The organism is Paucibacter sediminis, from assembly GCF_030254645.1.
Taxonomy (GTDB): Bacteria; Pseudomonadota; Gammaproteobacteria; order Burkholderiales; family Burkholderiaceae_C; genus Paucibacter_B; species Paucibacter_B sediminis.
This window is the reverse complement of record NZ_CP116346.1, coordinates 4,125,833-4,150,492: the sequence shown is the minus strand read 5'-3', so window position 1 is coordinate 4,150,492 and position 24,660 is coordinate 4,125,833. Positions and strand designations below refer to the sequence as shown.

Below are 24,660 nucleotides of genomic sequence, written 5' to 3'. Positions count from 1 at the left end.
TTACCCGCTCTCTTTTAGGGTAGCTCGCGAGAACAACTGCGGCGGGTTGGTCAGAATTGCGAGGTTCAGACCGGCGCCAATGATCCTCAGGAAGACCGGCAGCGCATCAAGCGGTGTTGCACGCGAGAGTCGGTCAAAGCTCTCCACGATGAGCGTCGCTCCCTTGGGTACCTTGCCCTCATCCACAGCCCTAAGGAAGCCGCCGAGCGCCCCCTTTTCAAGGTTGCTCTGATCCCAAGCGGAGACGCCCGGGTCCTCGAAGCAGAGCGTGGGATCAAGGACGAGGCTGTTCGCCTCAGCGTATTCGCGGGCCCGCTCGACTTGACGGGATAAACTTGCACCCTGCGCCTGTGGCGCCGAGCTGAAACGAGCATAGGAAATTGCGACCGTAGACATGGGAATCAATAACGAAGGGGGGCTGACGCTTCTGGATTGCTGTTCCTGCCTATTCAATCGACTCCCGGCTCCAGTGCCCGCGGCTTTTGAATCGAAGTTCACGAGGTGGCTCGCATGAAGCTCGCGGATCGCCTGCGTTTTATTGAACCGTTCTACGTGATGGAATGCGCCAAGGCCGCCGCGGAGATCGCGCGCAGCCCGGCCTGCGACCCGGCCCAGGGCGGCCGGCGCATGATCTACCTGAACATCGGCGAGCCCGACTTCGCTGCCGCCCCGGCCGTGCAAGCGGCCGCGCAGGCCTGCATCACGCAAGGCCGCACGCAATACACGCCGGCCACCGGCCTGCCAGCGCTGCGCGAGGCCGTGTCGCGCTGGTATGCCCAGCATTTCGGTCTGGCCATTGCGCCCGAACGCATCGTCATCACCGCCGGCGCCTCGGCGGCCCTGCAGCTCGCCTGCCTGGCCCTGTTCGAGGCGGGCGACGAGGTGCTGATGCCCGACCCCTGCTACCCCTGCAACCGCCATTTCGTCGCCGCCACGGATGCGCGCGCCGTGCTGTTGCCGGCCGGGCCGGCGCAGCGCTTCCAGCCCAGCGCGGCGCAGATCGCCAGCGCCTGGAACGAGCACAGCCGCGGCGTGCTGCTGGCCTCGCCCAGCAACCCCACCGGCACCTCCATCGACCCCGATGAGCTGCGCGCCATCGTCGAGGTGGTGCGCGCGCGCGGCGGCGTCAGCATCGTCGACGAGATCTACCTCGGCCTGTCCTACGACGAGCGCTTTGGCCACAGCGTGCTGGGTCTGGGCGAGGACGTGATCTCGGTGAACAGCTTCTCCAAATACTTCGGCATGACCGGCTGGCGCCTGGGCTGGCTGGTGCTGCCGCCGGCGCTAGTGGCGCCGATCGAGAAGCTGACCCAGAACCTCTTCATCTGCGCCTCCGCGGTGGCCCAACATGCGGCGCTGGCCTGCTTCGAGGCCGACGCGATGGCCGAGTACGAGCGCCGCCGTGCCGAGTTCCGCGCGCGCCGCGATCTGGTGGTGCCGGCGCTCGAGGCCATGGGCCTGCCGGTGCCGGTGCTGCCCGACGGCGCCTTCTACGCCTGGGCCGATGTCTCGGCCTATTCGGACAGCAGCTGGGATTTCTGCTTCGAGCTGATGCACGCATGCCATGTGGCGCTGACGCCCGGGCGCGATTTCGGCCCGGCCTTTGGCGAGCGCTATATGCGGCTCTCGTTTGCCAGCAGCCAGGACGACCTGCGCGAGGCCTTGCAGCGCATCCGCGCCTATCTGCAGGCACGCGCATGACGCAGGCAGGCGAAGCGTTCGAGTTCGCGCTGCGGGTCTACTGGGAAGACACCGACGCCGGCGGCGTGGTGTTCTATGCCAACTACCTGAAGTTCTTCGAACGCGCCCGCACCGAATGGCTGCGCGCCCTGGGCTTCGAGCAGGAGCGCCTGCGCACCGAGCTGGGCGCGCTGTTCGTGGTGGGCGCCACCAACGTGCGCTACCTCAGCCCGGCACGTCTGGACGATCAGTTGCGCGTCACCGTGAAGCCGATCAAGCTCGGCCGTGTCAGCATGGACCTGGCCCAGCAGGCCTGGCGTGGCCAGACGCTGCTGGCCGAGAGCGAGATCCGCATCGGCTGCGTGGGCGCGGCCGATTTCAAACCCACCCGCATTCCCGCTGCCATCCTGCAGGCCATCGCCGTGCCTGCGCCCTGACCCACTCTCCAGAGACATGAACCAAGACCTGTCCATCTTCAGCCTCATTGCCCACGCCAGCCTGGTGGTGCAACTGGTGATCGCCGCGCTCTTGCTGGTCTCGCTGGCGAGCTGGAGCGTGATCTTCAGCAAGCTCATCTCGCTGGGCCGGGTGAAGGCCAGCAACGAGGCCTTCGAGACCGAGTTCTGGTCCGGCAAGAACCTCAACGAGCTCTACAGCAGCGTCGCCAGCAAGACCGTGGGCGCGCCGCTGGAGCGCATCTTCGCCTCCGGCATGCGCGAGTTCCTCAAGCTGCGCGAGCGCCGCGTGGTCGAGCCCACCGCCCTGCTCGACGGCGCCCGCCGCGCCATGCGTGCCAGTTTCCAGCGCGAGCTCGACGCGATGGAGAGCAACCTCTCCTTCCTCGCCTCGGTGGGTTCGGTCTCGCCCTATGTGGGCCTGTTCGGCACCATCTGGGGCATCATGCACGCCTTCGTGGGCCTGTCGAACCTGCAGCAGGTCACGCTCGCCACCGTGGCGCCCGGCATTGCCGAGGCCCTGGTGGCCACCGCGATCGGCCTGTTCGCCGCCATTCCCGCGGTGCTGGCCTACAACCGCTTTGCGCGCCAGATCGACCGCAGCGCCATCACGCTGGAGACCTTCATCGAGGAGTTCTCCAACATCCTGCAGCGCAACGCCAGCCAGCCGGCCCCCGCCGGCCAGCAAGGCAACACGCGCTGAGGCGCCGGAGCACAGAGCATGGCAGCCATCGCCTCGCGCGGCCGCGGACGCCGCCGCACCATCAATGAAATCAATATGGTGCCCTTCATCGACGTGATGCTGGTGCTGCTCATCATCTTCATGGTGAGCGCGCCCCTCATCACCACCGGCCTGGTGGACCTGCCCTCGGTGGGCAAGAGCCGCCAGCAGCCCGAGCATGTGATCCACGTGATCGTGGGCGCCGATGAAAAGCTCAAGCTCAAGCTCGACAAGGAAGAGCCGCAGTCGGTGCAGCTCAAGCAACTGGCCGAGCGCGTCAAGACCGCCCAGGGCAGCGACAGCAACACCCCGGTGGTGATCTCGGCCGACCGCAGCGTCAAGTACGAGGCGGTGGTGAAGGCCATGGACGTGCTGCAGAGCGCGGGCATCGCGCGCGTGGGCCTGGCGGTGCGCAACGGCCCGCCCGCCGACGCCAGCAAGAACTGAACCCGCGACCACGCAGCCGCCATGAGCGCCCTGGCCTCACGCTTTCACCTCGACCGCGACCCGCTGCGTCCGCCGCAGGCACCGGGCCTGGGCCGCGGCTTTGCCTTTGCGGTGGCGGCCCACCTGCTGCTGGTGCTGGCCCTGAGCGCCGGCGTGCACTGGCGTACCCAGACCCTGCCCACCTACGAGGCCGAGCTCTGGGCCGCCGTGCCCCAGGCCGCCGCCCCGCGCGAGCAGTTGCCGCCCGAGGAGCCGCCAGCGCCCAAGCCTCAGCCTAAGCCAGAGCCCAAACCCGCCGAGCCCGACCCGCGCGAGCTGCAGGCGCAGCGCGATGCCGAGATCGCCATCGCCAAGGCCGAGAAAAAGAAGAAGGACCTCGAGCAGAAGCGCCTGGCCGAGCTGGAAGCCGAGCGCAAGGCCAAGGAGCTAGCCAAGAAAGAGCAGGCCAAGAAGGAAGAACTGGCCTTGAAGCAACGCCAGGCCGAGGCCGCCGCCGCCAAGGAAGCGAAGGAGTCCAAGCAGGCCGAGGCCAAGCGCGAAGCGCTGCGCCAGGAGAATCTGCGCCGCATCCAGGGCATGGCCGGTGCCTCGGGCGGGCCGGGTGCCACCGGCAGCGTGCTGCAGAGCTCGGGGCCCTCGGCCAGCTACGGCGGCCGCATCAAGGCGCGCATCCGGCCCAACATCATTTACGCGGACACGCCCAGCGGCAACCCGGTCACCGAGGTCGAAGTGCGCGTGGCCCCCGACGGCACCATCATCGGCAAGAAGATCATCAAGCCCAGCGGCGATGCCGAATGGGACAAGGCGGTGCTGCGCGCGATCGACAAGACCGAAACCCTGCCGCGCGATGTGGATGGCCGCGTGCCCTCGCTGCTGGTCATCACCTTTCAGCCCAGGGAATAAGGCTCAGCGCCGCCGCGCCATCCAGGCGTCCAGCGACCAGCGCCCCGGCCCCCACAGCGCCAGCCCGATCAGCAGCGCGCCCCAGAGCTGGTGGCCGGCCAGGGCGGCCGGTGCGATCTCCTCCAGGCTCAGCACCGCCATCACATTCATCACGCTCAGGCCCAGGGCCGCGAAGCGGCCGCCCAGGCCCAGCACCAGCAGCACCGGCAGGCACAGCTCACCGCCGGTGCCCAGGTAGGCGGCCAGCTCGGGCGGCAGCAGGGGCACATGGTATTCGTCCTGGAACAGCGCCAGCGTGGTGCCCCAGTCGCGGATCTTGGTCAGGCCCGAGAGCCAAAACACCTGGGCCACATACAGCCTGGCGCCCAGCAGCACCAGCGCCTGGGCCTGTTTCAGCAGGGCCCGCAACCAGGCGGGCAGGCGGGCGGCGTCGTCCACGCCGGCGTCGGTCAGGCTCAGCCAGGCCGCGTTCTTCATCAAGGCATTGAGTTTCATGTCGGTTCACCTATGGGTTCCACGCGCCACAGCTGTTGCTGCAGCAAGGCCTCATGCAGCCAGGCCGTGAAGTCGAAGTCCGGATGCGCCGCCAGGCAGGCATCCAGCGCGGATTGCAGATCGACGCCGGCCAGCAGCTGCGCCATCAACAGGGCCTGGGCCGCGGGCAGCGGCTCGGCCCGGGCGCGCCAGCCCTGGCGCCACACCAGCAAGACCTGACCCTGGCTGTCGGCCGGCAGCAGCCGCAGGCCCGGCCGCATGCGCAGCCGCAACAGGCCGGGCGAGGGTTCGCCGAGCCGCAGCAGGCTGTCGGCATCCAGGCTGGCGTCGGCCGCACGCTCGGCCGCGTGCAGTGCCCATTCCAGCCGGCTCAGATCCAGCCAGGCGGGCTCCATCTCGGGCTGGCCGGCCAGGAATTCATGCAGATCGGCGCCCCATTCGCCCATGTCGCCAAGCCGCGGCGGCCGCCAGCGCCAGAAGGCCCAGGCCATGGCAGCAAACTCGCTCGCGCCCATGGCCTCGCGCAACTGGGCGAACACCGTGGCCAGGGCGCGCTCGGCGAGCGCCGCCGCATTCAGGCGGTAGGCCAGCAGACCGCGTGCCGCCCCGCCCTGCACGCCGGCCGGTGCGCGCCAGGGCCCCTCGGCAGTGCCGCCAAACACGGCCTGGACCAGCTGGCGCTGGCGCTCGATCTCGGCCGCGCTCATCAGGCCTCCACCGGTGTCAGCTCGGCCATGCAGGCCTGGGCCATGGCGGCCTCGTCCAGCAGCACGGCCAGCGCGGGCACATCGGTGTCCCACTCGATCAGGCTGGGCAGCGGCCCGAGGCGCTGCAGCGCATGGCGATAGACCTGCCAGACGGGTGCATGCACGCGGCTGCCATGGTCGTCGATCACCAGGTCCGGTGTGCGCGCATAGCCGGCCAGGTGGATCTCGCCCACCGTGCCGGGGCTGATCGCATCCACCCAGGCCGAGGCACGCGCGGCCGCTTGCGCCTCCGAGTCGCCCTCGTTGAGCGCATTCACCACCAGGTTGTTGACGTCCAGCAGCAGGCCGCAGCCGCTGCGCCGCGTCAGCTCGTTGAAGAACTCGGGTTCGGCCAGGGTGTCGCCCTGCCAGCCCAGGTAGGCGCTGAGGTTCTCCACCAGCAGCTGCCGGCCCAGGCGCTGCTGCACCTGGTCCACATGGCGCAGCATCAGCGCCAGGCTGTCATCGTTGAAGGCAATCGGCAGCAGGTCGTTGCCATGCGACACCTCGCCACTCAGCTGCACGCGGGCAAAGCTGGCGTGGTCGGACACCCGCAGGGGCTGCACGTCCGCCACCAGCTCGGCCAGGCGCTCCAGATGCCAGGCATCCAGCCCGCAGGCCGAACCCAGCGCCAGGCCCACGCCATGCAGGCTCAGCGCATAGCTGGCGCGCGCATCGCGCAGCAACTGGCGGCTGGCGCCGCCGGCGGCGAAGAAGTTCTCCGAGTGCACCTCGATGAACCCCAGCGCCGGCCGCTCTTCCAGCAGTTGCGCGTAATGCGGCTGTCGCCAGCCTATGCCCAGATGCTTCATGGTGGCTGCTGGTTGGCCGGCTTACTTCTTCAGCTTGGCCTTGGCTTCCTCGGCCGTCAGGCCCATTTCCTTCTTGCAGCTGCCCTTGGCCACGTACTTCCACTCGTCCGGCGAGCCATCGGTCTTGGCCTGCCCGGCGCAAGAGTGGCTGCCGCTCAGGTTGGCGCAGTCGTTCTGCCCGGCCTTGACGATGCCGAAGCATTTTTCCTTGGCGGCCTTGTCGTCGGCAGCCACGGCCTGGCCGACGGCGCCGAGCGTCAGGGCGGCGAGCAGGGCGGAAGAGATCAGCTTGTTGGTGGACATGGAAAAGTCTCCGTGTTGAATAAAGAGAGGGTTGCTGGAGTGACGCATCATCGCGTCGCCAGCCTTGTGTCGCAAGCGAGCGTCCAGTCCTTACACTCGGGCCCACAAAATCATTCTTCCGGATCGCCGATGGCTGATTTCTCCGCCGAACTCGAACGCCTGCGACCGCAGCTGCTGAAATACGCGCGCCTGCAATTGCGCAATGCCGCCTGGGCCGAGGACGCGGTGTCGGACACCCTGCTGGCCGCGATCGAGCGGCCGCAGACCTTTGCCGGCCAGTCGCAGCTCAAGACCTGGCTGATCGGCATCCTCAAGCACAAGCTGATCGACCAGATCCGCCGCAACAGCCGGGAGCTGTCCACCACGCGCGAGGACGACGAGCCGATCGAGGACGAGTTGTTCGACAGCACCGGCCACTGGCGCGATCAGCCGCAGGACTGGGGCGACCCCGAGCATGCGCTGCGGCAAGTGGACTTCATGCGCGTGCTGGAGGCCTGTGTGGAGCTGCTGCCGGGGCAACAGGGCCGGCTCTTCATGATGCGCGAATGGCTGGAGCTGGAGACCGACGAGATCTGTAAGGAACTCGCGATCAGCCCGACCAATCTCTGGGTGATGCTGCACCGAGCCCGCCTGCGCTTGCGGGAATGCCTGCAGCTGAACTGGTTTTCGGGCGCGCAGCTCGCCAAGGAGTCCTGATGTCGTTGTTGAAGCGCACCTGCAAGGAAGTCAGCCTGCTGGTCATGCAAGCGCAGGAGCTGCAACTGCCCTGGCGCGAGCGCCTGGCCTTGCGGCTGCACATGATGGCCTGCGACGCCTGCCCGCGCATCGTCGACCAGCTGGCGCTGATGCGCCGGGCTACCGAGCGCTGGCGCAGCTACAGCGAGAACGAGTAGCGCGCGCCCTCAGGCGATCGTGCCACCGCCCTGGCGCACATCGTTCCTGACGCGCCAGGCCACGCCCAGCGCCAAGCGCACGCCGGTGATCATGGTCTCGAGCGCCATGCTGGGCTGGCCCGGGTGCAGCGCCGCCTGCTGGGGCAGCAGGGGGATGTGCATGAAGCCGCTGCGCACGGCGCTGCCGGCGAGCTGGTGCTGCATGCCGTAGAACACATGGTTGCAGACGAAGGTGCCGGCGCTCTGCGAGATGCCCGCCGGATAGCCCGCCACGCGCAGCGCCGCCACCATGGACTTGATCGGCAGGGTCGAGAAGTAGGCCGCCGGCGCATCCGCGATCACCGCCTCGTCGATCGGCTGGCTGCCCTGGTTGTCGGCGATGCGGGCGTCATCCACATTGATGGCCACGCGCTCCACCGAGAGTTCGCTGCGCCCGGCGGCCTGGCCCAGCGCCAGCACTAGCTGGGGCTGATGTTGGGCCAGCGCCTTGGCCAGGCTCTGCAGCGCCGCGCCGAACACGCAGGGCAGCTGCCAGGCCAGCACGCGGGCGCCGGCCACCTGCTCACCGTCCAGCGCCCGCGCCACCTCCCAGGAGGGGTTGATGTGCTCGCCGCCGAAGGGCTCGAAGCCCGTCAGCAAGATGGTGCCGCTCTTCATATCGTCTGGTCCTCCGCTGATCCATAGCCGCCGCCGCCGGGTGTCTCGATCACGAACACATCGCCCGGCGCCATCTCCACCGTGGCGATATGGTCCAGCCACTCGATGCTGCCATCGCCGCGCTCGACGCGGTTCACCCCCACCGCGCCGGGCAGGCCACCGGCCATGCCGAAGGCGCCCTGCTTGCGGCCATTGCTGAGGATGCCGGCGCTCATGGCCTCCAGGAAGCGCAGGCGCCGCACCCCGCCATCGCCACCGCGCCAGCGCCCGGCGCCGCCCGAGCCGGCGCGGATCGCATAGCTCTCCAGCCGCACCGGATAGCGGAACTCCAGCACCTCGGGGTCGGTGAGGCGCGAATTGGTCATGTGCGTCTGCACCACGCTGGTCCCGGCAAAACCCGGCCCCGCGCCCGAGCCGCCCGAGATGGTCTCGTAGTACTGGTAGCGCGCGTTGCCGAAGGTGAAGTTGTTCATGGTGCATTGCGCCGCCGCCATCACGCCCAGCGCGCCATAGATCGCATTGGTGACGCAGCTGGAGGTCTCGACATTGCCCGCCACCACGGCGGCCGGATGGCGCGGATTGAGCATGCTGCCCTCGGGCACGATCACCTCCAGCGGCTTGAGGCAGCCGGCGTTGAGCGGGATCTCGTCGTCCACCAGGCTGCGGAAGGCATACAGCACCGCCGCCATGGTGACCGACTTGGGCGCATTGAAGTTGTTGGGCAGCTGGGCGCTGCTGCCGCCAAAGTCGATCTGCGCGCTGCGCTGCGCCCGGTCCACGCGCAGCGCCACCTGGATGCGGGCGCCGTTGTCCAGCTCCATGCAGTAGCTGCCGTCCTTCAGCGCGGTGATGACGCGGCGCACCGCCTCCTCGGCGTTGTCCTGCACATGGCCCATATAGGCGTTCACGGTCTCCAGGCCGTACTGGGCCACCATGGCGCGCAGCTCCTGCACGCCCTTCTCGTTGGCGGCCACCTGGGCGCGCAGGTCGGCCAGGGTCTGCTCCGGGTTGCGCGCGGGCCAGGGCCCCGCCAGCAGCAGGGCACGCAATTCGGCCTCGCGCAGCCGGCCCTCGCGCAGCAGCAGCAGGTTGTCCAGCAGCACGCCCTCCTCCTCGATGCGCGTGGACAGCGGCGGCATCGAGCCCGGGCTGATGCCGCCGATATCGGCATGGTGGCCGCGCGAGGCGACGTAGAAGACCGGTGCCGCGCCACCATCCAGGTAGACCGGGGTGACGACGGTGACATCCGGAAGGTGCGTGCCGCCATGGTAAGGATCGTTCAGCGCATAGACATCGCCCGGCCGCATGTCCGGGTTGCGCGCAATCACGGTCTTGATCGATTCGCTCATCGAGCCCAGGTGCACCGGCATATGCGGCGCGTTGGCGATCAGCTGGCCCTGGCCGTCGAACAGCGCGCAGGAGAAGTCCAGGCGCTCCTTGATGTTGACCGAATGCGCGGTGTTCTGCAGGCGCAGCCCCATCTGCTCGGCGATGTTCATGAAGAGGTTGTTGAAGACCTCCAGCATCACCGGATCGGCGCGCGTGCCCAGCGCCTGGGCCAGCGGGCGCGGCAGCACGCGCTGCAGCTCCAGGCAGCCGCCCGCGCTCATGCGAGCCTGCCAGCCGGGCTCGACCACCGTGGTGGCATTGCGCTCGGCGATCACCGCGGGCCCCTGCACCAGCGCGCCGGGACGCAGCTGCTCACGCTGGTAGAGGCCGGCCGCGCGCCAGCCCGCCGGCTGGCCGTCGCCGCCGCAGTACATGCGCAGCTGCTCCAGCGGCGCGGCCGCGTGCGGCTCGCCCCCTTGCTCATCGGTGCCTTGCGCGGCCCCACCATCGGCCACTTCCCCGGGCGCCAGGGCTTCCACCACGGCCGCCTCGATCACCAGGGCGCGCCCCGGCATCAGGAAGGCAAAGCGCTGGCGGTAGGCGGCCTCGAAGGCCTGCTGCAGCAGGGCCAGGTCTTGCGCGGCGGGCACTTGCAGGGCGGTGTCCGTACCTTGGTAGCGCAGCAACAGATGGGCGCGCGTCTGCAGGCGCTCGGCCCGCAGGCCCTGGGCCAGCAGCTCGGCGCGCGCCGCCTCGGCCAGCTCCGCCAGCTGGGCCTGCGCCTGCCGCAGGCCGGCGGCGTCCAGCGGCAGCTCCACCGCCGCCTCGCGCATCGCCACCTGATCGGCCAGGCCCATGCCATAGGCGCTCAGCACGCCCGCCAGCGGGTGCACGAACACGCGCGACATGCCCAGCGCGTCGGCCACCAGGCAGGCATGCTGGCCGCCGGCGCCGCCAAAACACTGCAGGGTGTAGCCGGTGACGTCATAGCCCCTGGCCACCGAGATGCGCTTGATGGCATTGGCCATCGAGGCCACCGCGATCTGCAGCGCGCCGGCCGCCACCTCCTCGGCGCTGCTGCCGCGGCCGGTGGCGGCGCCGATCTGCGCCGCCAGGGCCTCGAAGCCGCGCCGCGCCGCGGCCAGGTCCAGCGCCGCGTCGGCCCGGGGTCCGAACACATGGGGGAAATGCGCGGGCTGGATCTTGCCCAGCAGCACATTGGCATCGGTCACCGCCAGCGGGCCGCCGCGGCGGTAGCTGGCCGGGCCGGGATGGGCGCCGGCGCTCTCCGGGCCGACGCGCAGGCGCGCGCCGTCGAAACGGATCACCGAGCCCCCGCCGGCGGCCACCGTGTGGATGCTCATCATCGGCGCGCGCATGCGCACGCCCGCCACTTGCGTTTCAAACGCGCGTTCGAACTCGCCCGCGTAATGCGAGACATCGGTGGAGGTGCCGCCCATGTCGAAGCCGATCACCCTGGCATGGCCGGCCTGCAGGGCGGTGCGCACCATGCCGACAATGCCGCCGGCGGGGCCGGAGAGGATCGCGTCCTTGCCCTGGAACTGCCCCGCCTCGGTGAGGCCGCCGCTGCTCTGCATGAACAGCAGCGGCACACCCGGCATCTGCGCCGCCACCTGCTCCACATAGCGGCGCAGGATGGGCGAGAGATAGGCGTCCACCACGGTGGTGTCGCCGCGCCCAACCAGCCGCATCAACGGGCTGACCTGGTGCGAGACCGAGACCTGCTCGAAGCCGAGCTCGCGCGCCAGCGCCGCCGCGGCCAGCTCATGGGCGTGGTAGCGATAGCCGTGCATGAAGACGATGGCGCAGGCGCGCAGCCCGGCCTGGCGGGCGGCCTGCAGCTGCAGGCGCAGGTCCGCCAGGTCGAGCGCCTGTTCCAGCTCGCCATGGGCGCCGACGCGCTCGCGCGCCTCGATGACCCGCTCGTAGAGCAGCTCGGGCAGCTGGATATGCCGATCAAAGAGGCGCGGCCGCGCCTGGTAGGCGATGCGCAGCGCATCGCGAAAGCCCTGGGTGATGACCAGCACGGTGGGCTCGCCCTTGCGCTCCAGCAGCGCATTGGTGGCCACCGTGGTGCCCATCTTCACGCATTCCACCTGGGCGGGCGAGATGGTCTCGTGCGCCCGCAGGCCGAGCAGGCGGCGTATGCCCTCCACCGCGGCGTCACGGTACTGCTCGGGGTTTTCCGACAGCAGCTTGAGGGTGTGCAGCCGGCCATCCGGCGCGCGCCCCACCAGGTCGGTGAAGGTGCCGCCGCGGTCGACCCAGAACTGCCAGCGCCCGGCCAGCGGCACCGGCGCGCTCACAGCGAGCTGGCGGCACGCGCCGCCTGGTCATACATGCCCGACATGCTGCGCAGCAGGCGCGCGTTGGCGCCGATGTCGTGGTTCAGCTCCTGCTCGAAGTTGTCCATCAGGCAGGTCTCGCGCACCTCGCGGTAGCGCTCCACCAGGGCCTCGCCCTCGGCGGTGGGGGTGTAGAACACCTCCTTGCCCTGCTTCTCGGCGGCCACCAGGCCGGCCGCCAGCAGCTTCTTCAGCGCATAGGCCACCACATGGGTGTCCTCGTAATTGAGCACGAAGCAGATGTCGGCCAGCTTCTTGTTGCGCGCCCGGTGGTTCACATGGTGCAGCACCAGCACATCGGTGATGGCCAGATCGCCGCGGCCGGCCGCCGCCATGCAGCGCATGGCCCAGCGCGAGAAGGCGTTCCAGGCCACGATGAGGCCGAACTCGAATTCGCTCAGCTCGAGGCTGCGCGGCGACACCAGATGCGAGGAGGAGACGATGCCGCCGGCGCTCTGGCGGCCCGCGGCTTTGAGTTTGGAGGCGGGCATGAGGGGGGCGGGCAAGGATTGCAATTTATCGATAATTTGTGAACATCATGCCAAAACCTGCCCACCGACCCATGCGGGTTGTTACCGGGTGACCGCCGAAATGAGTGGGCGCTGCGCGCCAAATCCGCCGATGAAAGGGCCGCCCAGGCCTTAGCATGCGGGCACGAGGTGCCGTGGCGCTTGCATCGCCCTGCCCGTCCAGCCCAACGATTTCCCGCAGGAGCCACGCGATGTCCGCAGATCTGTCCGCCCCACTGAGCTGGCCCTATGCGCCCAAGCCAGACAGCGGCTCCGACGCGGCGCCCGACGCGCAGTTCCACTGGCCCACCCCGCCCTTTGCCGCCTACCCCGAGCCCAGCCCGCACCTGGGCCCGGAGGCCTGCGAGATCATCGGCATCAACAACAGCCGCACGGTCGGCTCGGTGCTGCAGATCTCGGCGGCCGAACGCACCCTGCAGGTGAACGTGCCGCCGGCGCGCAACGCCATGATGGTGAAGTTCGGGCAGATCCGCGCGCTCAAGCTGATGCGGGTGATCCCGGCCGCGCCGCGCGAGACCGACCAGCCCGATGTGCGCCTGAGCCTGGACCAGCGTCCGCGCAGCAGCTTCAAGGTGCATTTCAACGGCGGCGGCGAGATCAGCGGCAGCACCATCGGCCATTGCCACGACCACAACGGCCTGTTCCTGTTCCCGCCGCTGAGCGAGGGCAACGATGCGGTGCGCTGCATCTTCATACCGCGCGAGGTGCTGGGCAACTTCGAGCTCGGTGAGCGCATCGGCGAGGTGCTGGTCCAGGACGCCCTGGCCACCGAGGAGCAGGTCGAGGAAGCCGCACGCGAGCAGCTGCAGCTGCGCAGCCGCCGCGTCGGCGACATCCTGGTGGCGCAGCAGATCGTCACCGCCGATCAGCTGCTGCAGGCGATCGAGCAGCAGGCCCGCATGCCCATGGTGCGCATCGGCGAGGCCCTGCTGGCGCTGGACCTGGTGTCGCAGCAGCAGCTTGACGACGCGCTGGCCCAGCAACGCATGGACCGCTCGGTGCCGCTGGGCGAGCTGCTGGTGCGCAAGGGCATCGTGAGCCGCCAGCAGCTGCAGTCGGCGCTGGCGCGCAAGATGGGCTATCCGCTCGTCGACGTGGAGCATTTCCCGGTCGAGCCCGACGCCATCCGCAAGCTGCCGCTGTCGGTGGCCAAGCGCCTTGAGATCCTGCCGCTGGTGCTGCGCGAGGGCAAGCTGATCGTGGCGATGGAGGACCCGACGCGGCGCGACGCCATCGACGAGGCCGAGTTCGTCTCCCAGCTCAAGCTCGTGCCCACGCTGGCCAAGCTGGGCAGCCTGGCCTTTGCGATCCCGGCCGCCTATGGCCGCTTCGGCTCCGAGCCGATCGGCAGCCGCGACTTCGGGCTGCCGACGCTGCAGGCCGATTTCGAGCTCGACAACGCCGACAAGCTGGTCGAGACGCTGGAGCGCGAAGGCCTGGCAAGCAGCTCGCGCGAAGACGAGAGCCCGATCGAGCAGAGCGACAACTCGCTGGTGCGCATGATCAACACCATGATCATCGAAGCGCATGCGCAGGGCGTGTCCGACATCCATATCGAGACCCACCCGGGGCGCGAGAAGCTCAAGATCCGCTTCCGCAAGGATGGCGCGCTGCATCCCTATCTGGAGCTGCCGCACACCTATCGCAGCGCCATGATCGCGCGCATCAAGATCATGTGCGACCTCGACATCTCCGAGCGCCGCAAGCCGCAGGACGGCAAGATCAATTTCGCGCGCTTCTCGCCCCAGCACAAACTGGAGCTGCGCGTCGCCACCGTTCCCACCAGCAACGGCCTGGAAGACGTGGTGATGCGCATCCTGGCCTCGGCCAAGCCGATCCCGATCGACAAGCTGGGCCTCTCGCCGCACAACCGCCGCGAGCTCGAGGCCGCGGTGCAGCGCCCCTATGGCATGGTGCTGTGCGTCGGCCCAACCGGCTCGGGCAAGACCACCACCCTGCACTCGGTGCTGAGTCAGATCAACACGCCCGAGCGCAAGATCTGGACCGCCGAGGACCCGGTCGAAATCACCCAGCCCGGCCTGCGCCAGGTGCAGGTGAATCCCAAGATCGACTGGACCTTTGCCAAGGCCCTGCGCGCCTTCCTGCGCGCCGATCCCGATGTGATCATGGTGGGCGAGATCCGCGACGAAGAGACCGCGCAGATCGCCGTGGAAGCCTCGCTGACCGGCCACCTGGTGCTCTCCACCCTGCACACCAACAGCGCGCCCGAGACCGTCACGCGCCTGCTGGACATGGGCATGGACCCGTTCAACTTCGCCGACTCGCTGCTGGCCGTGCTGGCGCAGCGCCTGGTGCGCCGCCTGTGCCCCAGCTGCCGCCGCTCCGAGCCCATCGGCGAGGCCGCGCTGACCGAGCTGATGGACGACTACCTGCATGCCTTCGCCGCCGACCAGCGCCCGACGCGCGAGGCGCTGCTGGCCGGCTGGCTGACCGAGCATGGCGTGAACGGCCAGCTGATGCATTTCCACAGCCCCGGCTGCACGCAGTGCGACCAGACCGGCTTCAAGGGCCGCGCCGGCCTGCATGAGCTGCTGAGCGTGACGCGGCCGATACGCCGCCTGATCCAGACCGGCGCGCGCGCCGAGGAGATCCAGCAGGCCGGCATGGCCGAGGGCATGCGCACGCTGCGCCAGGACGGCATCGTCAAGGTGCTGCAGGGCATCACCACGCTCGCCGAGGTGCGGGCCACCAGCAACAACTGAGCCGGCATGGACACCGCCGCCAATCCCGCAACGCCAGCAACTCCCGCCGCCCCCGACACCACCGGCCGGCCGCAGAAGCTGCGCCTGGGCGATGTGCTGGTGCAGCAGCAGCTGATCAGCGAAGCGCAGCTGCAGCAGAGCCTGGAGCTGCAGCGCGCCACCGGCAAGAAGCTGGGGCGGCTGCTGATCGATGCCGGCCTCATCACCGAAGAGGCGCTCGCCCATGTGCTGGCGCGCCAGCTGCGCGTGCCCTTCGTCAACCTGAAGAGCTTCCCGACCCGCAGCGATCTGGTGCGCCTGCTGCCGGAGACGCCGGCGCGCCGCTTCAAGGCCCTGGTGCTGGAGGACAAGGGCGACTACCTGCTGGTGGCGATGGCCGACCCGCTGGACCTGTTCGCCTTCGACGAGCTGAGCCGGCTGCTAAAGCGCCGCATCAGCATGGCGGTGGTGGCCGAGAGCCAGCTGCCCGCCGCCTTTGACCGCCATTACCGGCGCAGCGAGGAGATCTCCGGCCTGGCCAAGGCGCTGGAGAAGGACATCGGCGACGCCGTCGACTTCGGCGCCCTGCAGGCCAGCGTGGGCCAGGAGGGCGCGCCGGTGGTGCGCCTCCTGCAATCGGTGTTCGAGGACGCCGCCGCCGCGGGTGCCTCGGACGTGCATGTGGAGCCGCAGGAAACCGAGCTGCTGATACGCAACCGCATCGACGGCGTGCTGCAGACCCAGACCCAGGCCGACAAGCGCATCGCCGCGGCGATCGCCCAGCGCCTCAAGCTGATGGCCGGCCTGGACATCTCCGAGAAGCGCCTGCCGCAGGACGGCCGCTTCTCGCTGCGCCTGCGCGAGCGCACCATCGACGTGCGCCTCTCCACCCTGCCCGGCCAGTATGGCGAATCGGTGGTGATGCGCCTGCTGGGCCAGGGCACGGCGATCCGGCGCCTGGACCAGATCCACATGCCCGATGAGATGCTGGCGCGCTTTCGCGAGCTGCTGGGCCGCATCTCGGGCATGGTGCTGGTGACCGGCCCCACCGGTTCGGGCAAGACCACCACCTTGTACGCCGCGCTGGCAGAGATCAACGCCGAGCAGCACAAGATCATCACCGTGGAAGACCCGGTCGAATACCGCCTGCCGGGCCTGACCCAGGTGCAGGTGAACGAGAAGATCGAGCTCAGCTTCTCGCGCGTGCTGCGCGCCACCCTGCGCCAGGACCCGGACGTGATCCTGGTGGGCGAGATGCGCGATGCCGAGACCGCCGAGATCGGCCTGCGTGCCGCCATCACCGGCCATATGGTGCTCTCCACCCTGCACACCAAGGACGCCGCCAGCACCCCCTTCCGCCTCCTGGACATGGGCGCGCCGCCCTTCATGGTGGCCACCAGCCTGCAGGCCGTGATCGCCCAGCGCCTGCTGCGCGCGATCTGCGAGAACTGCGCCGAGCCGCACGAGCCCTCGCCACAGGAGGCCGCCTGGCTGGCCGCCAACGCCGAAGACGGCAAGCCGCTGCAGAGCCAACGCGGGCGCGGCTGCTCGGTCTGCAACGGCACCGGTTACCACTGCCGGCGCGGCATCTACGAGATGCTGGAGATCGACACCGAGATGGCCCTGGCCATCACTCACAGCGACAGCCAGGCCTTCATGCGCGCCTCGCGCGAGCGCCTGCGCGGCAAGACCCTGGCCGATGGCGCGCTGGCGCTGGTGCGCCAGGGCAAGACCACGGTGGCCGAGGCCATGCGCATCGCCACCGACGCCGGAGACTGAGCCCGGTGAGGTCCTACGCCTGGCGCGGCCGCAACAACCGCGGCGAGCAGCTCAGCGGCGTCATCGATGCCGAGGGCATGGACGCGGTGGCCGCGCAGCTCAGCGCCGGCGGCGTGATCCCGATCGACATCAAGCCGGCCGGCAGCAGCCTCTCCGCGCCCCGGCAGGACTGGTGGGCGGCAATGCGCGCGCGCCCGGTCGGCATGGTGGACCTGCTGGTGATGACGCGCCAGCTCTACACCCTGCAGAAGGCCGGCGTGCCCATCCTGCGCGCGCTCGCCGGCCTGGAGGCCTCCACCGCGCAGCCGGCCATGATCGGCCTGCTGCAGGATCTGCGTTCCAGCCTCGACCAGGGGCGCGAACTCTCCACCGCGATGGCCCGCCACCCGCAGGTGTTCACGCCCTTCTACGTGGCGATGGTGCGCGTGGGCGAGATGACCGGCCGCCTCACCGAGGTGTTCGAGCGCCTGGGCCAGCACCTCGAGTTCGAGATCGACACGCGCGCCCGCATCAAGCAGGCGCTGCGCTACCCCACCATGGTGGTGGTGGCGATGGCGATCGCCCTGGTGGTCATCAACATCTTCGTACTGCCCACCTTTGCAGCGGTGTTCGCGGGCTTCAAGACCGAGCTGCCGCTGATGACGCGGCTGCTGCTGGGCTTCTCGGCCTGGATGCTGAAATGGTGGCCGGGCCTGCTGGCCGCCGCGGCGGCAGCGGTGCTGGCCACGCGCAGCTGGCTCGCCACCGCGGTCGGCCGCTACCGCTGGGGCCGCCTCAAGCTGCGCCTGCCGATCGCCGGCCCCATCATCCTGAAGGCCACGCTGTCGCGTTTCGCGCGCAGCTTCGCGCTCGCCTCGCGCAGCGGCGTGCCGATCAGCCAGGCCATGACGGTGGTGGCGCAGACGGTGGACAACGCCTTCATCGGCGCGCGCATTGACCAGATGCGCGATGGCGTGGAGCGCGGCGAAAGCATCTCGCGCTGCGCCACCGCGGCGGGCGTATTCACCCCCATCGTGCTGCAGATGATTGCGGTGGGCGAGGAGACCGGCGAGCTCGACAACCTGATGGTCGAGATCGCCGGCATGTACGAGCGCGAAACCGATTACGCCATCAAGGGCCTGTCGGCCGCGATCGAACCGATTTTGCTGCTGCTGATCGGCGCCATGGTGCTGATGCTGGCGCTGGGCGTGTTCCTGCCGCTGTGGAATCTGGGCCAGGCGGCCATGGGGCGTGGCTGATTTCACGCCGGCGCCCAAATCGCGCTCAAGTGTGGCCGCATTTGGACGATGAGCCGAGGGTATGCCCGGCTAAGCTGGGTCCATGGGCCCTGCCCGGCCGGGCCGATTCAAGGCATCAACAGAGGTTCCGTTCCATGAAGCAAACGACGCAAGCTGGTTTCACCCTCATCGAACTGGTGATGGTCATCGTCATCCTGGGCGTGCTGGCCGCCGTGGCCCTGCCCAGGTTCGTCGACCTGCGCGGCGACGCCCAGGCGGCCGCGCTGAACGGCGTGGCGGGCGCGCTCAGCTCGGCCTCGTCGATCAACTTCTCGGCCCGCACCGTCAACGCCGCCAATGGCGTCGCGATCAACAATTGCACCAGCGTCGCGAGCGCCCTGCAGGGCGGCGTGCTGCCCACCGGCAATGGTTCGACCTACACCATCACCGCGGCCGCCATCGCGCCCGGCGCCACGGTCACCTGCACCATCACCGACGGCAACGGCCACAGCGCCACCTTCAGCGCCATCGGCATTCTGTGAGCCCTGGCGCGCGCGCCTGCCACCCACCCGCCACCGGCCCGCGACGGCCCGTGGCGGGTTTTACCTTGATCGAGCTGATCATCGTGATGGTGCTGATCGGCGCGCTCGCGGTGATCGCCCTGCCCCGGCTGATCGACACCACCGACTGGCGCTTGCGCGCCTTCGGTGACCAGCTGCTGGCCGAACTGCCCGCCATGCAGCGCCAGGCCCTGACGCAGCGCCGCCCCATCGTCGCCACCATCAGCGGCGACGGCATCGCCTTCGCCTATGTGGGCGGTGCCAGCCTGGGCACGCTGGACTGCCCCGCCGGCACCAGCCCCTGCATCGCCGAGGGCGGCACGCGCAGCTTCACTTTCAACGCCGGCAACAGCGGCCGCAGCCTCAGCGGCAGCAACACCAGTCTGACCATCACCGTGGCCCATGGCGCCTACAGCCAGGCCTATCAGCTGGAACAGGAAACTGGGCTGGTTTTCCGCCTTCCCTGAGCCCTTGCCTGGGGGCTGCAGCGGCTAGCATGCGGCCTGGAGCCTCCCACGCATGCCCAGCCACCTTCATCCCTCGCGCCGCGCCGGTCAGCAAGGCCTGACCCTGGTGGAGCTGATCGTCTTCATGGTGGTGGTGAGCGCGGCGCTGGCGGGCGTGCTGCAGATCTTCGTGCAGGCCGGTGCCAGGAGCGCCGATCCGATGATCCGCCGCCAGGCGCTGGCGATTGCCGAGTCGCTGCTGCAGGAGGTGCAGCTGATGCCCTTCACCTTCTGCGACCCGGATGATGCCAACGCCGACCAGGCCGCCGACAGCGCGGCCTGCAGCCAGCCCGAGAACCTCGGCCCCGAGGCCGGCGAGACCCGCTACGCCGGCAGCACGCCCTTCGACAATGTGAACGACTATCACGGCTTCAGCATGAGCGGCATCCGCGACCTGAGCGACAGCGCCGTCAGCGGCCTGGAGCGCTATAACGCCAGCATCACGGTCGCGGCGGCCGACCTGGGCAGCATCAACGCCGGCAGCGGCGATGCGCTGCAGATCACCGTCACCGTCAGCGGCCCGGGTGGCGAAACCATCAGCCTGCAGGGTTACCGCACCCGCCATGCGCCCAATGCCGCGCTCTGAGCTGCAAAAGGGTTTCACCCTGGTCGAGGCGGTGCTGGTGATCACGCTCACCGGCATCGTGGCCGGCATCGTGTCGGTCTTCATCGTCGCGCCGGTGCGCAGCTACCTGGCCAGCAGCGCGCGCGCGCAGCTGGTGGACCAGGCCGACACGGCGCTGCGCCGCATCGGCCGCGACATCGCCGTGGCCCTGCCCAACAGCGTACGTACGCTCAGCAGCGCCGGCGGCGCCAGCCTGGAGCTGATCCCCAGCAGCGGCGCGGCGCGCTACGCCACCGAGGGCGCCGGCCGGCTGGACTTCGGCGTTGCCGACAACGCCTTCGATCTCGTGGGGCCGGGTCTTGCCCTCGCGAGCGGCCAGCAGCTGGTGTTCTACAACCTGGGCGCCGACAACCCGGATGCCGACGCCTATGTCGGCGCCAACCGCCGCAGCGCCAGCAATGGCGCCGGCCTCGCCAGCAGCATCACGATGTCGAATGCGGCCGGGCTGCCGGTCGCGCTCGCGACCCCGCCCTACCGCGTGTTTGCGGTGGAGCAGCCCGTCAGCTACCGCTGCGACCTGGCCGCCGCCACGCTGACGCGCTACAGCGGCTATGGCTTTGTGGCGGCGCAGCCCGATCCGCCCGCGGGCGGCAGTGCCGCGCTGCTGGCGCGCGGCGTGAAGGCCTGCAGCTTCAGCTACAGCGCCGCCGCCGCGGCGGCGCGCGCCGCCCTGGTGACGCTGCGCCTCACGCTGCAAAGCACCGCCGCCAGCGGCGACGAAACCATTACCCTGCACCATGCCCTGCATGTCGACAACCAGCCCTGAGGCAAGGCGGCCGCGGCGCGCGCAGCAGCAGCATGGCTTCACCATGGTGTCGGTGATCTTCATCCTGGTGGTGCTGGCCGCGCTGGGCGCGGCGATGGCGCGCTTCAGCCAGCGCCAGCATCTGGGTTCGGCCGCCGAGCTGAACGCCGCGCGCGCCTACCAGGCCGCCTTTGCCGGCCTGGAATGGGCCAGCTTCCAGGTGCTGCGCGTGCCGGCACCGCCGGCGCCGGCCCCCGCCTGCCCGGGCAACACCAATATCAGCCTGGGCGACTTCGTGGTGACGGTGAGCTGCCAGCGCAGCAGCGCGAGCGACGGCGCCAGCAGCCTGGTCTTCTACCAACTGGTGGCGAACGCCTGCAACGCCCCGGCGGCCGGCGCCTGCCCGGCCAGTGGCACGCCACAGCCCAGCTATGCGGAGCGGCAGCTGAGCCGCACGGTGGTGCGGCCATGATGCGCCGGCCTTTGCACCCGTTGCGCCTGTTGCGCCTGTGCCTGCTGCTGGCGCTGCAATGGCTTTGCAGCACCGGCGCCAGCGCCTGCAGCATGAGCCTGGGCGCCGTCACGGCCAGCCCCAGCAACGTGACCGTAGGCGCCACCGTCACGGTGAACCTGACCATCTTCTACGACCATTGCCAGGGCGGTGCGATGCAGGTGGGCGACAACGCGCCGGCCGGCTTCAGCTACGCGGGCTGCGCGAGTTCCATCGACTGGGACTGCAACAACGTCTATGTCTCGGGTGGTGCCAGGTACTCGGTCTATGTTCCCGGCAACAACGGCAACCGCGTCGCCGTGCTGAGCCTGCGCTACATCGCCACCAGCGCCGGCAGCCGCTCCATCACCTTCACGGAGTATCAGACCCAGACCTCGCGGACGGTCAATATCACCGTCAACGCCGCCCCGCCCCTGGCAGGCTTCGGCATCGGCGGCACCGGCAGCGCCTCCACCTGCCTGCCGCAGACCCTCACCATCACCGCCCGGGACGGCAACGGCAACACGTTGAGCGGCTATACCGGCACGGTCAGTCTCAGCACCTCCACCGGCCGCGGCAACTGGAGCGCCGGCAGCGGCCCGGCCCCGGCCGGCACGCTGAGCCCGGGCGCGGCCAACAGCGGCCTGGCCAGCTACAGCTTTGCGGCCGCGGATGGCGGTGCGGTCAGGCTCAGGCTGGCGCACAGCCTGGCGCAGAACCTCAGCGTCACCGTGGTCGACAACACCGTCCCGGCCAGCAGCACCGTCTCGGCCACCATCCAGTACCGCGACAACGCCTTTGTCTGGGCCGAGGACCTCGGCAACCAGATCGCCGGCAGCAATGTGGCGGTGGCCGGCCGCAACCACGACCTGCAGGTCAGCCTGATCAAGAAGGACCCCGGCACCGGCAGCTGCGGCATCGCAAGCGACTACAGCGGCACACGCAACCTCAAGCTCTGGCGCAGCGACACCGGCAACACCGGCGGCCCGTGGACGGCGCCGGGCATCGTCGCGCCGGCCCTGGCCGCCGTGCCGGCGAGCCGCCCGGCCGGAAACAACCTGATCGGCCTGAACTTCAGCGCCGGCGTCGCCAGCCTGGTGTTGAGCAGCAGCGACATCGGCAAGTTCGCGCTCAACCTCGACGACGACTCGCTCGGCTACGCCGCCAGCACCATCAGCGGCAGCAGCGGCGATTTGACGCTGCGCCCCTTTGCCCTGGTGGTCTCGGGCATCGCCATGGGCGCGGTCGCCAACCCCGCCAACAGCAGCGCCAGCGGCGCGGTGTTCGGCAAGGCCGGCGCCGATTTCAGCGCCACGGTGGGCGCCTACCGCTGGAGCGCCGGCGCCGATGCCAATGGCGATGGCGTGCCGGATGCCGGTGCCAGCCTGGCGCAGGTGAGCGCCGGTGGCCTGGCGCCCTCCTTCAACACCGCCGTCAACCTGAGCCCGCTGGCCGGCTCGCAGACCCCGGCCAGCGGCGTGCTGGGCAGCCTCAACAACGGCACGGTGAGCGGCTTCAGCGGCGGCAGCAAGACCATCGGCACGCTGCAGTACACCGAGGTGGGCAGCTTCCAGCTCGCCAGCGCCGCGCTGGTGAGCAACTACCTGGGCAGCCCCGGCGTGAACCTGGACGCCCTGGTCTTCAATGCCAGCGGTGCACCCAGCGCCGTGGTGGGGCGCTTCACGCCCGCGGGCTTCGCGGTCAGCGCCGGCGCGCTGAAGCTGCGCAGCAATCTCACCTGCGCCCCGGCCTCCACCTTCAACTACCTGGGCGAGAACTTCGAGCAAGCCCTGACCCTCACGGCCCGCAATGCGCTGGGCGCCACCACCCTCAACTACGAGGGCAGCTTTGCGCGCCTGGACCTCGGCAGCAGCGCCGTCTGGCAACTGACGGGGGTAGCCGGCAGCACCCGCTTCCTCAGCAGCGGCGTGCCGCTGCGGCTCTCGCTGCTCAGCAGCGGCAGCTGGAGCCAGGGCGTCAGCAGCGATCTCAAGCTCACCGTGGCGGCGCTGCGCGCCAGCGGCGGGCCCGACGGCCCCTTCGAGGGTGCCGATGCGCTGCGCCTGGGCGTCGCGCCGGTCGACCAGGACGGCGTGGGCATGGCCGGCCTCGATCTCGATACCGACAGCCCCGCCGATGGGGTAAACGATCGCAGCCTGATTGCCACAGTGCCGCTGCGTTTCGGTCGCCTGCGCCTGCAAAATGCCATAGGCTCGCAGCTTCGCAATCTGCTCATGCCCATGCAGGCGGAATACTGGAACGGCAGCGCCTTCGCCACCAACAGCGCCGACAGCTGCACCGGCATCAGCGCCGCCCAGCTGAACTTTGGCAACTACCGCAAGAGCTTGATCCCCGCCGACGCCATCCTGACCAACAGCCCCGTGCAACTCGCCAGCGGCCGTGCCCGCCTGATCCTGGCCGCGCCCGGCGGCGGGCGCGCGGGCAGCTACGACCTCAGCATCAAGCTCGGCAGCAGCGATGCCGCCTGCCTGGCGCCCTGGAGCCCGAACCCGGCGGCCGGCAGCAGCGCCAACCTCGCCTTCCTGCAGGGCGGCTGGTGTACCGCCGGCGGCAGCTACGACAAGGACCCCTCGGCGCGCGCCAGCTTCGGCCTCTATGGCAGCAGCCCCAACCTGATCTACCAGCGGGAGAACTACTGATGCGATGGCCCTGGCAGAGCGCCAGATCGAACAGCCGCGTGGTGCTGCAGCTCGGCCGTCAGCAGCTCGCCTATCTGCAGGCACCCAAGGGCGGCAGCGCGCCGCTGGCCCCCGAGCGCTGGGGCCTGATCGAGCTGGGCGAGCCCGCCGACGAGGCCCTGCAGCGCCAGCTCGCCGCGCTGGGCTTGGCCGGCGGCGAGGTGCTGGCCCTGCTGGATGCCGATGCCTACCAGATCCTCAAGATCGACACCCCCAATGTGCCGCAGGACGAACTCAAGGCGGCCGCGCGCTGGCAGATCAAGGACCTGCTGGAGGTGCCGCTGGACGAGCTCACCCTGGACGTGATGCATGTCGGCGACGACCAGCCGCGCGCACACAAGCAGCTCTTCGTGGTGGCGGGCAGCAACCGCGCGATCGAGCGTGTCAGCAAGCTCGGCGCGGCCGCCGGCATGCCGCTGGACGTGGTGGACATCGCCGAGACCGCGCTGCGCAATCTGCAGAGCGCCGCCGCCGCGGCCGAGGAGCTGAGCAAGCGCGCCACCGCGGCGCTGCTGCTGCAGGGCACGCAATGCCTGCTCACCATCTGCGCGCATGGCGAGCTGTTCTACACGCGCCGGCTCGACTGGGATGCCCGCCTGCTCAAGCGCGCCACCCAGACCGGCGCGCCCAAGGCCGACGCACCCGCGCCGCTGGGCTATGAGTACATGCCCGGCGACGACCTCGCGTTCAACGGCCTGGACGCCGAGCTCGAATCCTCGCCCCTGGTGCTGGAGCTGCAGCGCTCCATCGATGTCTGGGAGCGCTCCTGGCCCGACCTGCCGCTGGCCAGGCTGTACCTCGCGGCGCCCGAGCATGGCCAGGAGCTGGCGGCCCTGTTGCAGCGCGAACTGGGCCTGCGCACCAGCGCGATCGACCCGGCCGCGCTGTTCCCCGGCTTCGAACCCGCCGCCCATGGGCCCGCGGCCTATGCCGCCTGCCTGCCCCTACTGGGCGCCCTGCTGCGCCAGGACGAGCGCGTGCTCTAGGGCCGGAAGTAGCC

The 24,660-nt window shown here is 69.7% G+C and carries 25 protein-coding genes; 17 read left to right on the top strand and 8 right to left on the bottom strand.

The genetic code is table 11. The annotated features are described in order from the left end of the window. A complete protein-coding gene (locus PFX98_RS19160) occupies window positions 1-498 on the bottom strand; it encodes a recombinase family protein (protein ID WP_285232085.1) in 498 nt (165 codons plus the stop codon). Window positions 499-510: 12 nt separating this feature from the next. On the opposite strand from PFX98_RS19160, the gene PFX98_RS19155 reads away from it, so the two are divergent. Genes PFX98_RS19155 through tolA form a run of 5 tightly spaced genes read left to right on the top strand, consistent with a single transcriptional unit; the run spans window position 511 to window position 4,206 of the window. Next, the gene (locus PFX98_RS19155) at window positions 511-1,701 is read left to right on the top strand and encodes a pyridoxal phosphate-dependent aminotransferase (RefSeq protein ID WP_285232084.1); all 1,191 of its coding nucleotides are present in this window, start codon (window positions 511-513) and stop codon (window positions 1,699-1,701) included. Then, a complete protein-coding gene (gene ybgC / locus PFX98_RS19150) occupies window positions 1,698-2,117 on the top strand; it encodes a tol-pal system-associated acyl-CoA thioesterase (RefSeq protein WP_285232083.1) in 420 nt (139 codons plus the stop codon). Before PFX98_RS19155 ends, ybgC begins: the two co-directional genes overlap by 4 nt. Before the next feature lie 16 nt (window positions 2,118-2,133). Then, window positions 2,134-2,838, top strand: coding sequence for a protein TolQ (tolQ, locus tag PFX98_RS19145; protein ID WP_285232082.1), 705 nt, complete (start codon window positions 2,134-2,136; stop codon window positions 2,836-2,838). 18 nt (window positions 2,839-2,856) lie between these two features. After that, a complete protein-coding gene (tolR, locus tag PFX98_RS19140; protein WP_285232081.1) occupies window positions 2,857-3,303 on the top strand; it encodes a protein TolR in 447 nt (148 codons plus the stop codon). A gap of 21 nt (window positions 3,304-3,324) precedes the next feature. Then, window positions 3,325-4,206 carry a cell envelope integrity protein TolA gene (gene tolA / locus PFX98_RS19135; protein ID WP_285232080.1) on the top strand — a complete coding sequence of 294 codons (882 nt, stop codon included), beginning with the start codon at window positions 3,325-3,327 and terminating at the stop codon, window positions 4,204-4,206. Between the two features lie 3 nt (window positions 4,207-4,209). On the opposite strand, the gene PFX98_RS19130 is transcribed toward tolA, so the two are convergent. Genes PFX98_RS19130 through PFX98_RS19115 form a run of 4 tightly spaced genes read right to left on the bottom strand, consistent with a single transcriptional unit; the run spans window position 4,210 to window position 6,562 of the window. Then, entirely contained in the window at window positions 4,210-4,701 is a 492-nt protein-coding gene (locus tag PFX98_RS19130; protein WP_285232079.1) for a DoxX family protein, read from the bottom strand. Further along, the gene (locus PFX98_RS19125) at window positions 4,698-5,408 is read right to left on the bottom strand and encodes an HvfC/BufC family peptide modification chaperone (RefSeq protein ID WP_285232078.1); all 711 of its coding nucleotides are present in this window, start codon (window positions 5,406-5,408) and stop codon (window positions 4,698-4,700) included. Before PFX98_RS19125 ends, PFX98_RS19130 begins: the two co-directional genes overlap by 4 nt. Beyond that, window positions 5,408-6,259, bottom strand: a complete 852-nt coding sequence (locus PFX98_RS19120; protein ID WP_285232077.1) for an MbnB/TglH/ChrH family RiPP precursor modification enzyme — start codon at window positions 6,257-6,259, stop codon at window positions 5,408-5,410. Before PFX98_RS19120 ends, PFX98_RS19125 begins: the two co-directional genes overlap by 1 nt. Before the next feature lie 21 nt (window positions 6,260-6,280). Next, a complete protein-coding gene (locus PFX98_RS19115; RefSeq protein WP_285232076.1) occupies window positions 6,281-6,562 on the bottom strand; it encodes a BufA1 family periplasmic bufferin-type metallophore in 282 nt (93 codons plus the stop codon). Between the two features lie 129 nt (window positions 6,563-6,691). Here PFX98_RS19115 and PFX98_RS19110 point away from each other — a divergent pair, with 129 nt between their 5' ends. Both PFX98_RS19110 and PFX98_RS19105 read left to right on the top strand, forming a co-directional pair. Next, the gene (locus tag PFX98_RS19110; protein WP_285232075.1) at window positions 6,692-7,258 is read left to right on the top strand and encodes a sigma-70 family RNA polymerase sigma factor; all 567 of its coding nucleotides are present in this window, start codon (window positions 6,692-6,694) and stop codon (window positions 7,256-7,258) included. Further along, entirely contained in the window at window positions 7,258-7,455 is a 198-nt protein-coding gene (locus tag PFX98_RS19105) for an anti-sigma factor family protein (protein ID WP_285232074.1), read from the top strand. The genes PFX98_RS19110 and PFX98_RS19105 overlap by 1 nt, the downstream gene beginning before the upstream one ends. Before the next feature lie 9 nt (window positions 7,456-7,464). On the opposite strand, the gene pcp is transcribed toward PFX98_RS19105, so the two are convergent. The 3 genes from pcp to PFX98_RS19090 are packed head-to-tail and all read right to left on the bottom strand — an operon-like array spanning window position 7,465 to window position 12,298. After that, window positions 7,465-8,112, bottom strand: a complete 648-nt coding sequence (gene pcp / locus PFX98_RS19100; protein WP_285232073.1) for a pyroglutamyl-peptidase I — start codon at window positions 8,110-8,112, stop codon at window positions 7,465-7,467. After that, window positions 8,109-11,768 carry a hydantoinase B/oxoprolinase family protein gene (locus PFX98_RS19095; RefSeq protein ID WP_285232072.1) on the bottom strand — a complete coding sequence of 1,220 codons (3,660 nt, stop codon included), beginning with the start codon at window positions 11,766-11,768 and terminating at the stop codon, window positions 8,109-8,111. The genes pcp and PFX98_RS19095 overlap by 4 nt, the downstream gene beginning before the upstream one ends. Next, window positions 11,765-12,298, bottom strand: coding sequence for a winged helix DNA-binding protein (locus tag PFX98_RS19090; protein WP_285232071.1), 534 nt, complete (start codon window positions 12,296-12,298; stop codon window positions 11,765-11,767). Before PFX98_RS19090 ends, PFX98_RS19095 begins: the two co-directional genes overlap by 4 nt. Before the next feature lie 230 nt (window positions 12,299-12,528). Between PFX98_RS19090 and PFX98_RS19085 the strand changes: the two genes are divergently transcribed. The 10 genes from PFX98_RS19085 to PFX98_RS19040 all read left to right on the top strand — a co-directional run bounded on the left by PFX98_RS19085 (window position 12,529) and on the right by PFX98_RS19040 (window position 24,646). Continuing rightward, window positions 12,529-15,060, top strand: coding sequence for a GspE/PulE family protein (locus tag PFX98_RS19085; protein WP_425334625.1), 2,532 nt, complete (start codon window positions 12,529-12,531; stop codon window positions 15,058-15,060). A gap of 6 nt (window positions 15,061-15,066) precedes the next feature. Next, a complete protein-coding gene (locus PFX98_RS19080; protein WP_285232070.1) occupies window positions 15,067-16,818 on the top strand; it encodes a GspE/PulE family protein in 1,752 nt (583 codons plus the stop codon). A 5-nt stretch (window positions 16,819-16,823) separates the two neighbouring features. Then, complete coding sequence (locus PFX98_RS19075; RefSeq protein WP_285232069.1) at window positions 16,824-18,056, top strand: type II secretion system F family protein; 1,233 nt, start codon at window positions 16,824-16,826, stop codon at window positions 18,054-18,056. Window positions 18,057-18,190: 134 nt separating this feature from the next. Beyond that, entirely contained in the window at window positions 18,191-18,577 is a 387-nt protein-coding gene (locus tag PFX98_RS19070; protein WP_285232068.1) for a pilin, read from the top strand. Window positions 18,578-18,642: 65 nt separating this feature from the next. After that, window positions 18,643-19,062, top strand: coding sequence for a pilus assembly FimT family protein (locus tag PFX98_RS19065; protein WP_285232067.1), 420 nt, complete (start codon window positions 18,643-18,645; stop codon window positions 19,060-19,062). A gap of 52 nt (window positions 19,063-19,114) precedes the next feature. After that, window positions 19,115-19,687: a type IV pilus modification PilV family protein gene (locus PFX98_RS19060; RefSeq protein WP_285232066.1), complete on the top strand. Its 573-nt coding sequence runs from the start codon at window positions 19,115-19,117 to the stop codon at window positions 19,685-19,687. Further along, window positions 19,674-20,492 carry a PulJ/GspJ family protein gene (locus PFX98_RS19055; protein ID WP_285232065.1) on the top strand — a complete coding sequence of 273 codons (819 nt, stop codon included), beginning with the start codon at window positions 19,674-19,676 and terminating at the stop codon, window positions 20,490-20,492. Before PFX98_RS19060 ends, PFX98_RS19055 begins: the two co-directional genes overlap by 14 nt. Further along, window positions 20,473-20,943 (top strand): pilus assembly FimT family protein, encoded by a 471-nt coding sequence (locus PFX98_RS19050; protein ID WP_285232064.1) that lies wholly within the window; start codon window positions 20,473-20,475, stop codon window positions 20,941-20,943. The genes PFX98_RS19055 and PFX98_RS19050 overlap by 20 nt, the downstream gene beginning before the upstream one ends. Beyond that, the gene (locus PFX98_RS19045; protein ID WP_285232063.1) at window positions 20,940-23,621 is read left to right on the top strand and encodes a DUF6701 domain-containing protein; all 2,682 of its coding nucleotides are present in this window, start codon (window positions 20,940-20,942) and stop codon (window positions 23,619-23,621) included. Before PFX98_RS19050 ends, PFX98_RS19045 begins: the two co-directional genes overlap by 4 nt. Beyond that, window positions 23,621-24,646: a type IV pilus biogenesis protein PilM gene (locus PFX98_RS19040; protein WP_285232062.1), complete on the top strand. Its 1,026-nt coding sequence runs from the start codon at window positions 23,621-23,623 to the stop codon at window positions 24,644-24,646. Before PFX98_RS19045 ends, PFX98_RS19040 begins: the two co-directional genes overlap by 1 nt. Window positions 24,647-24,660 lie beyond the last annotated feature (14 nt).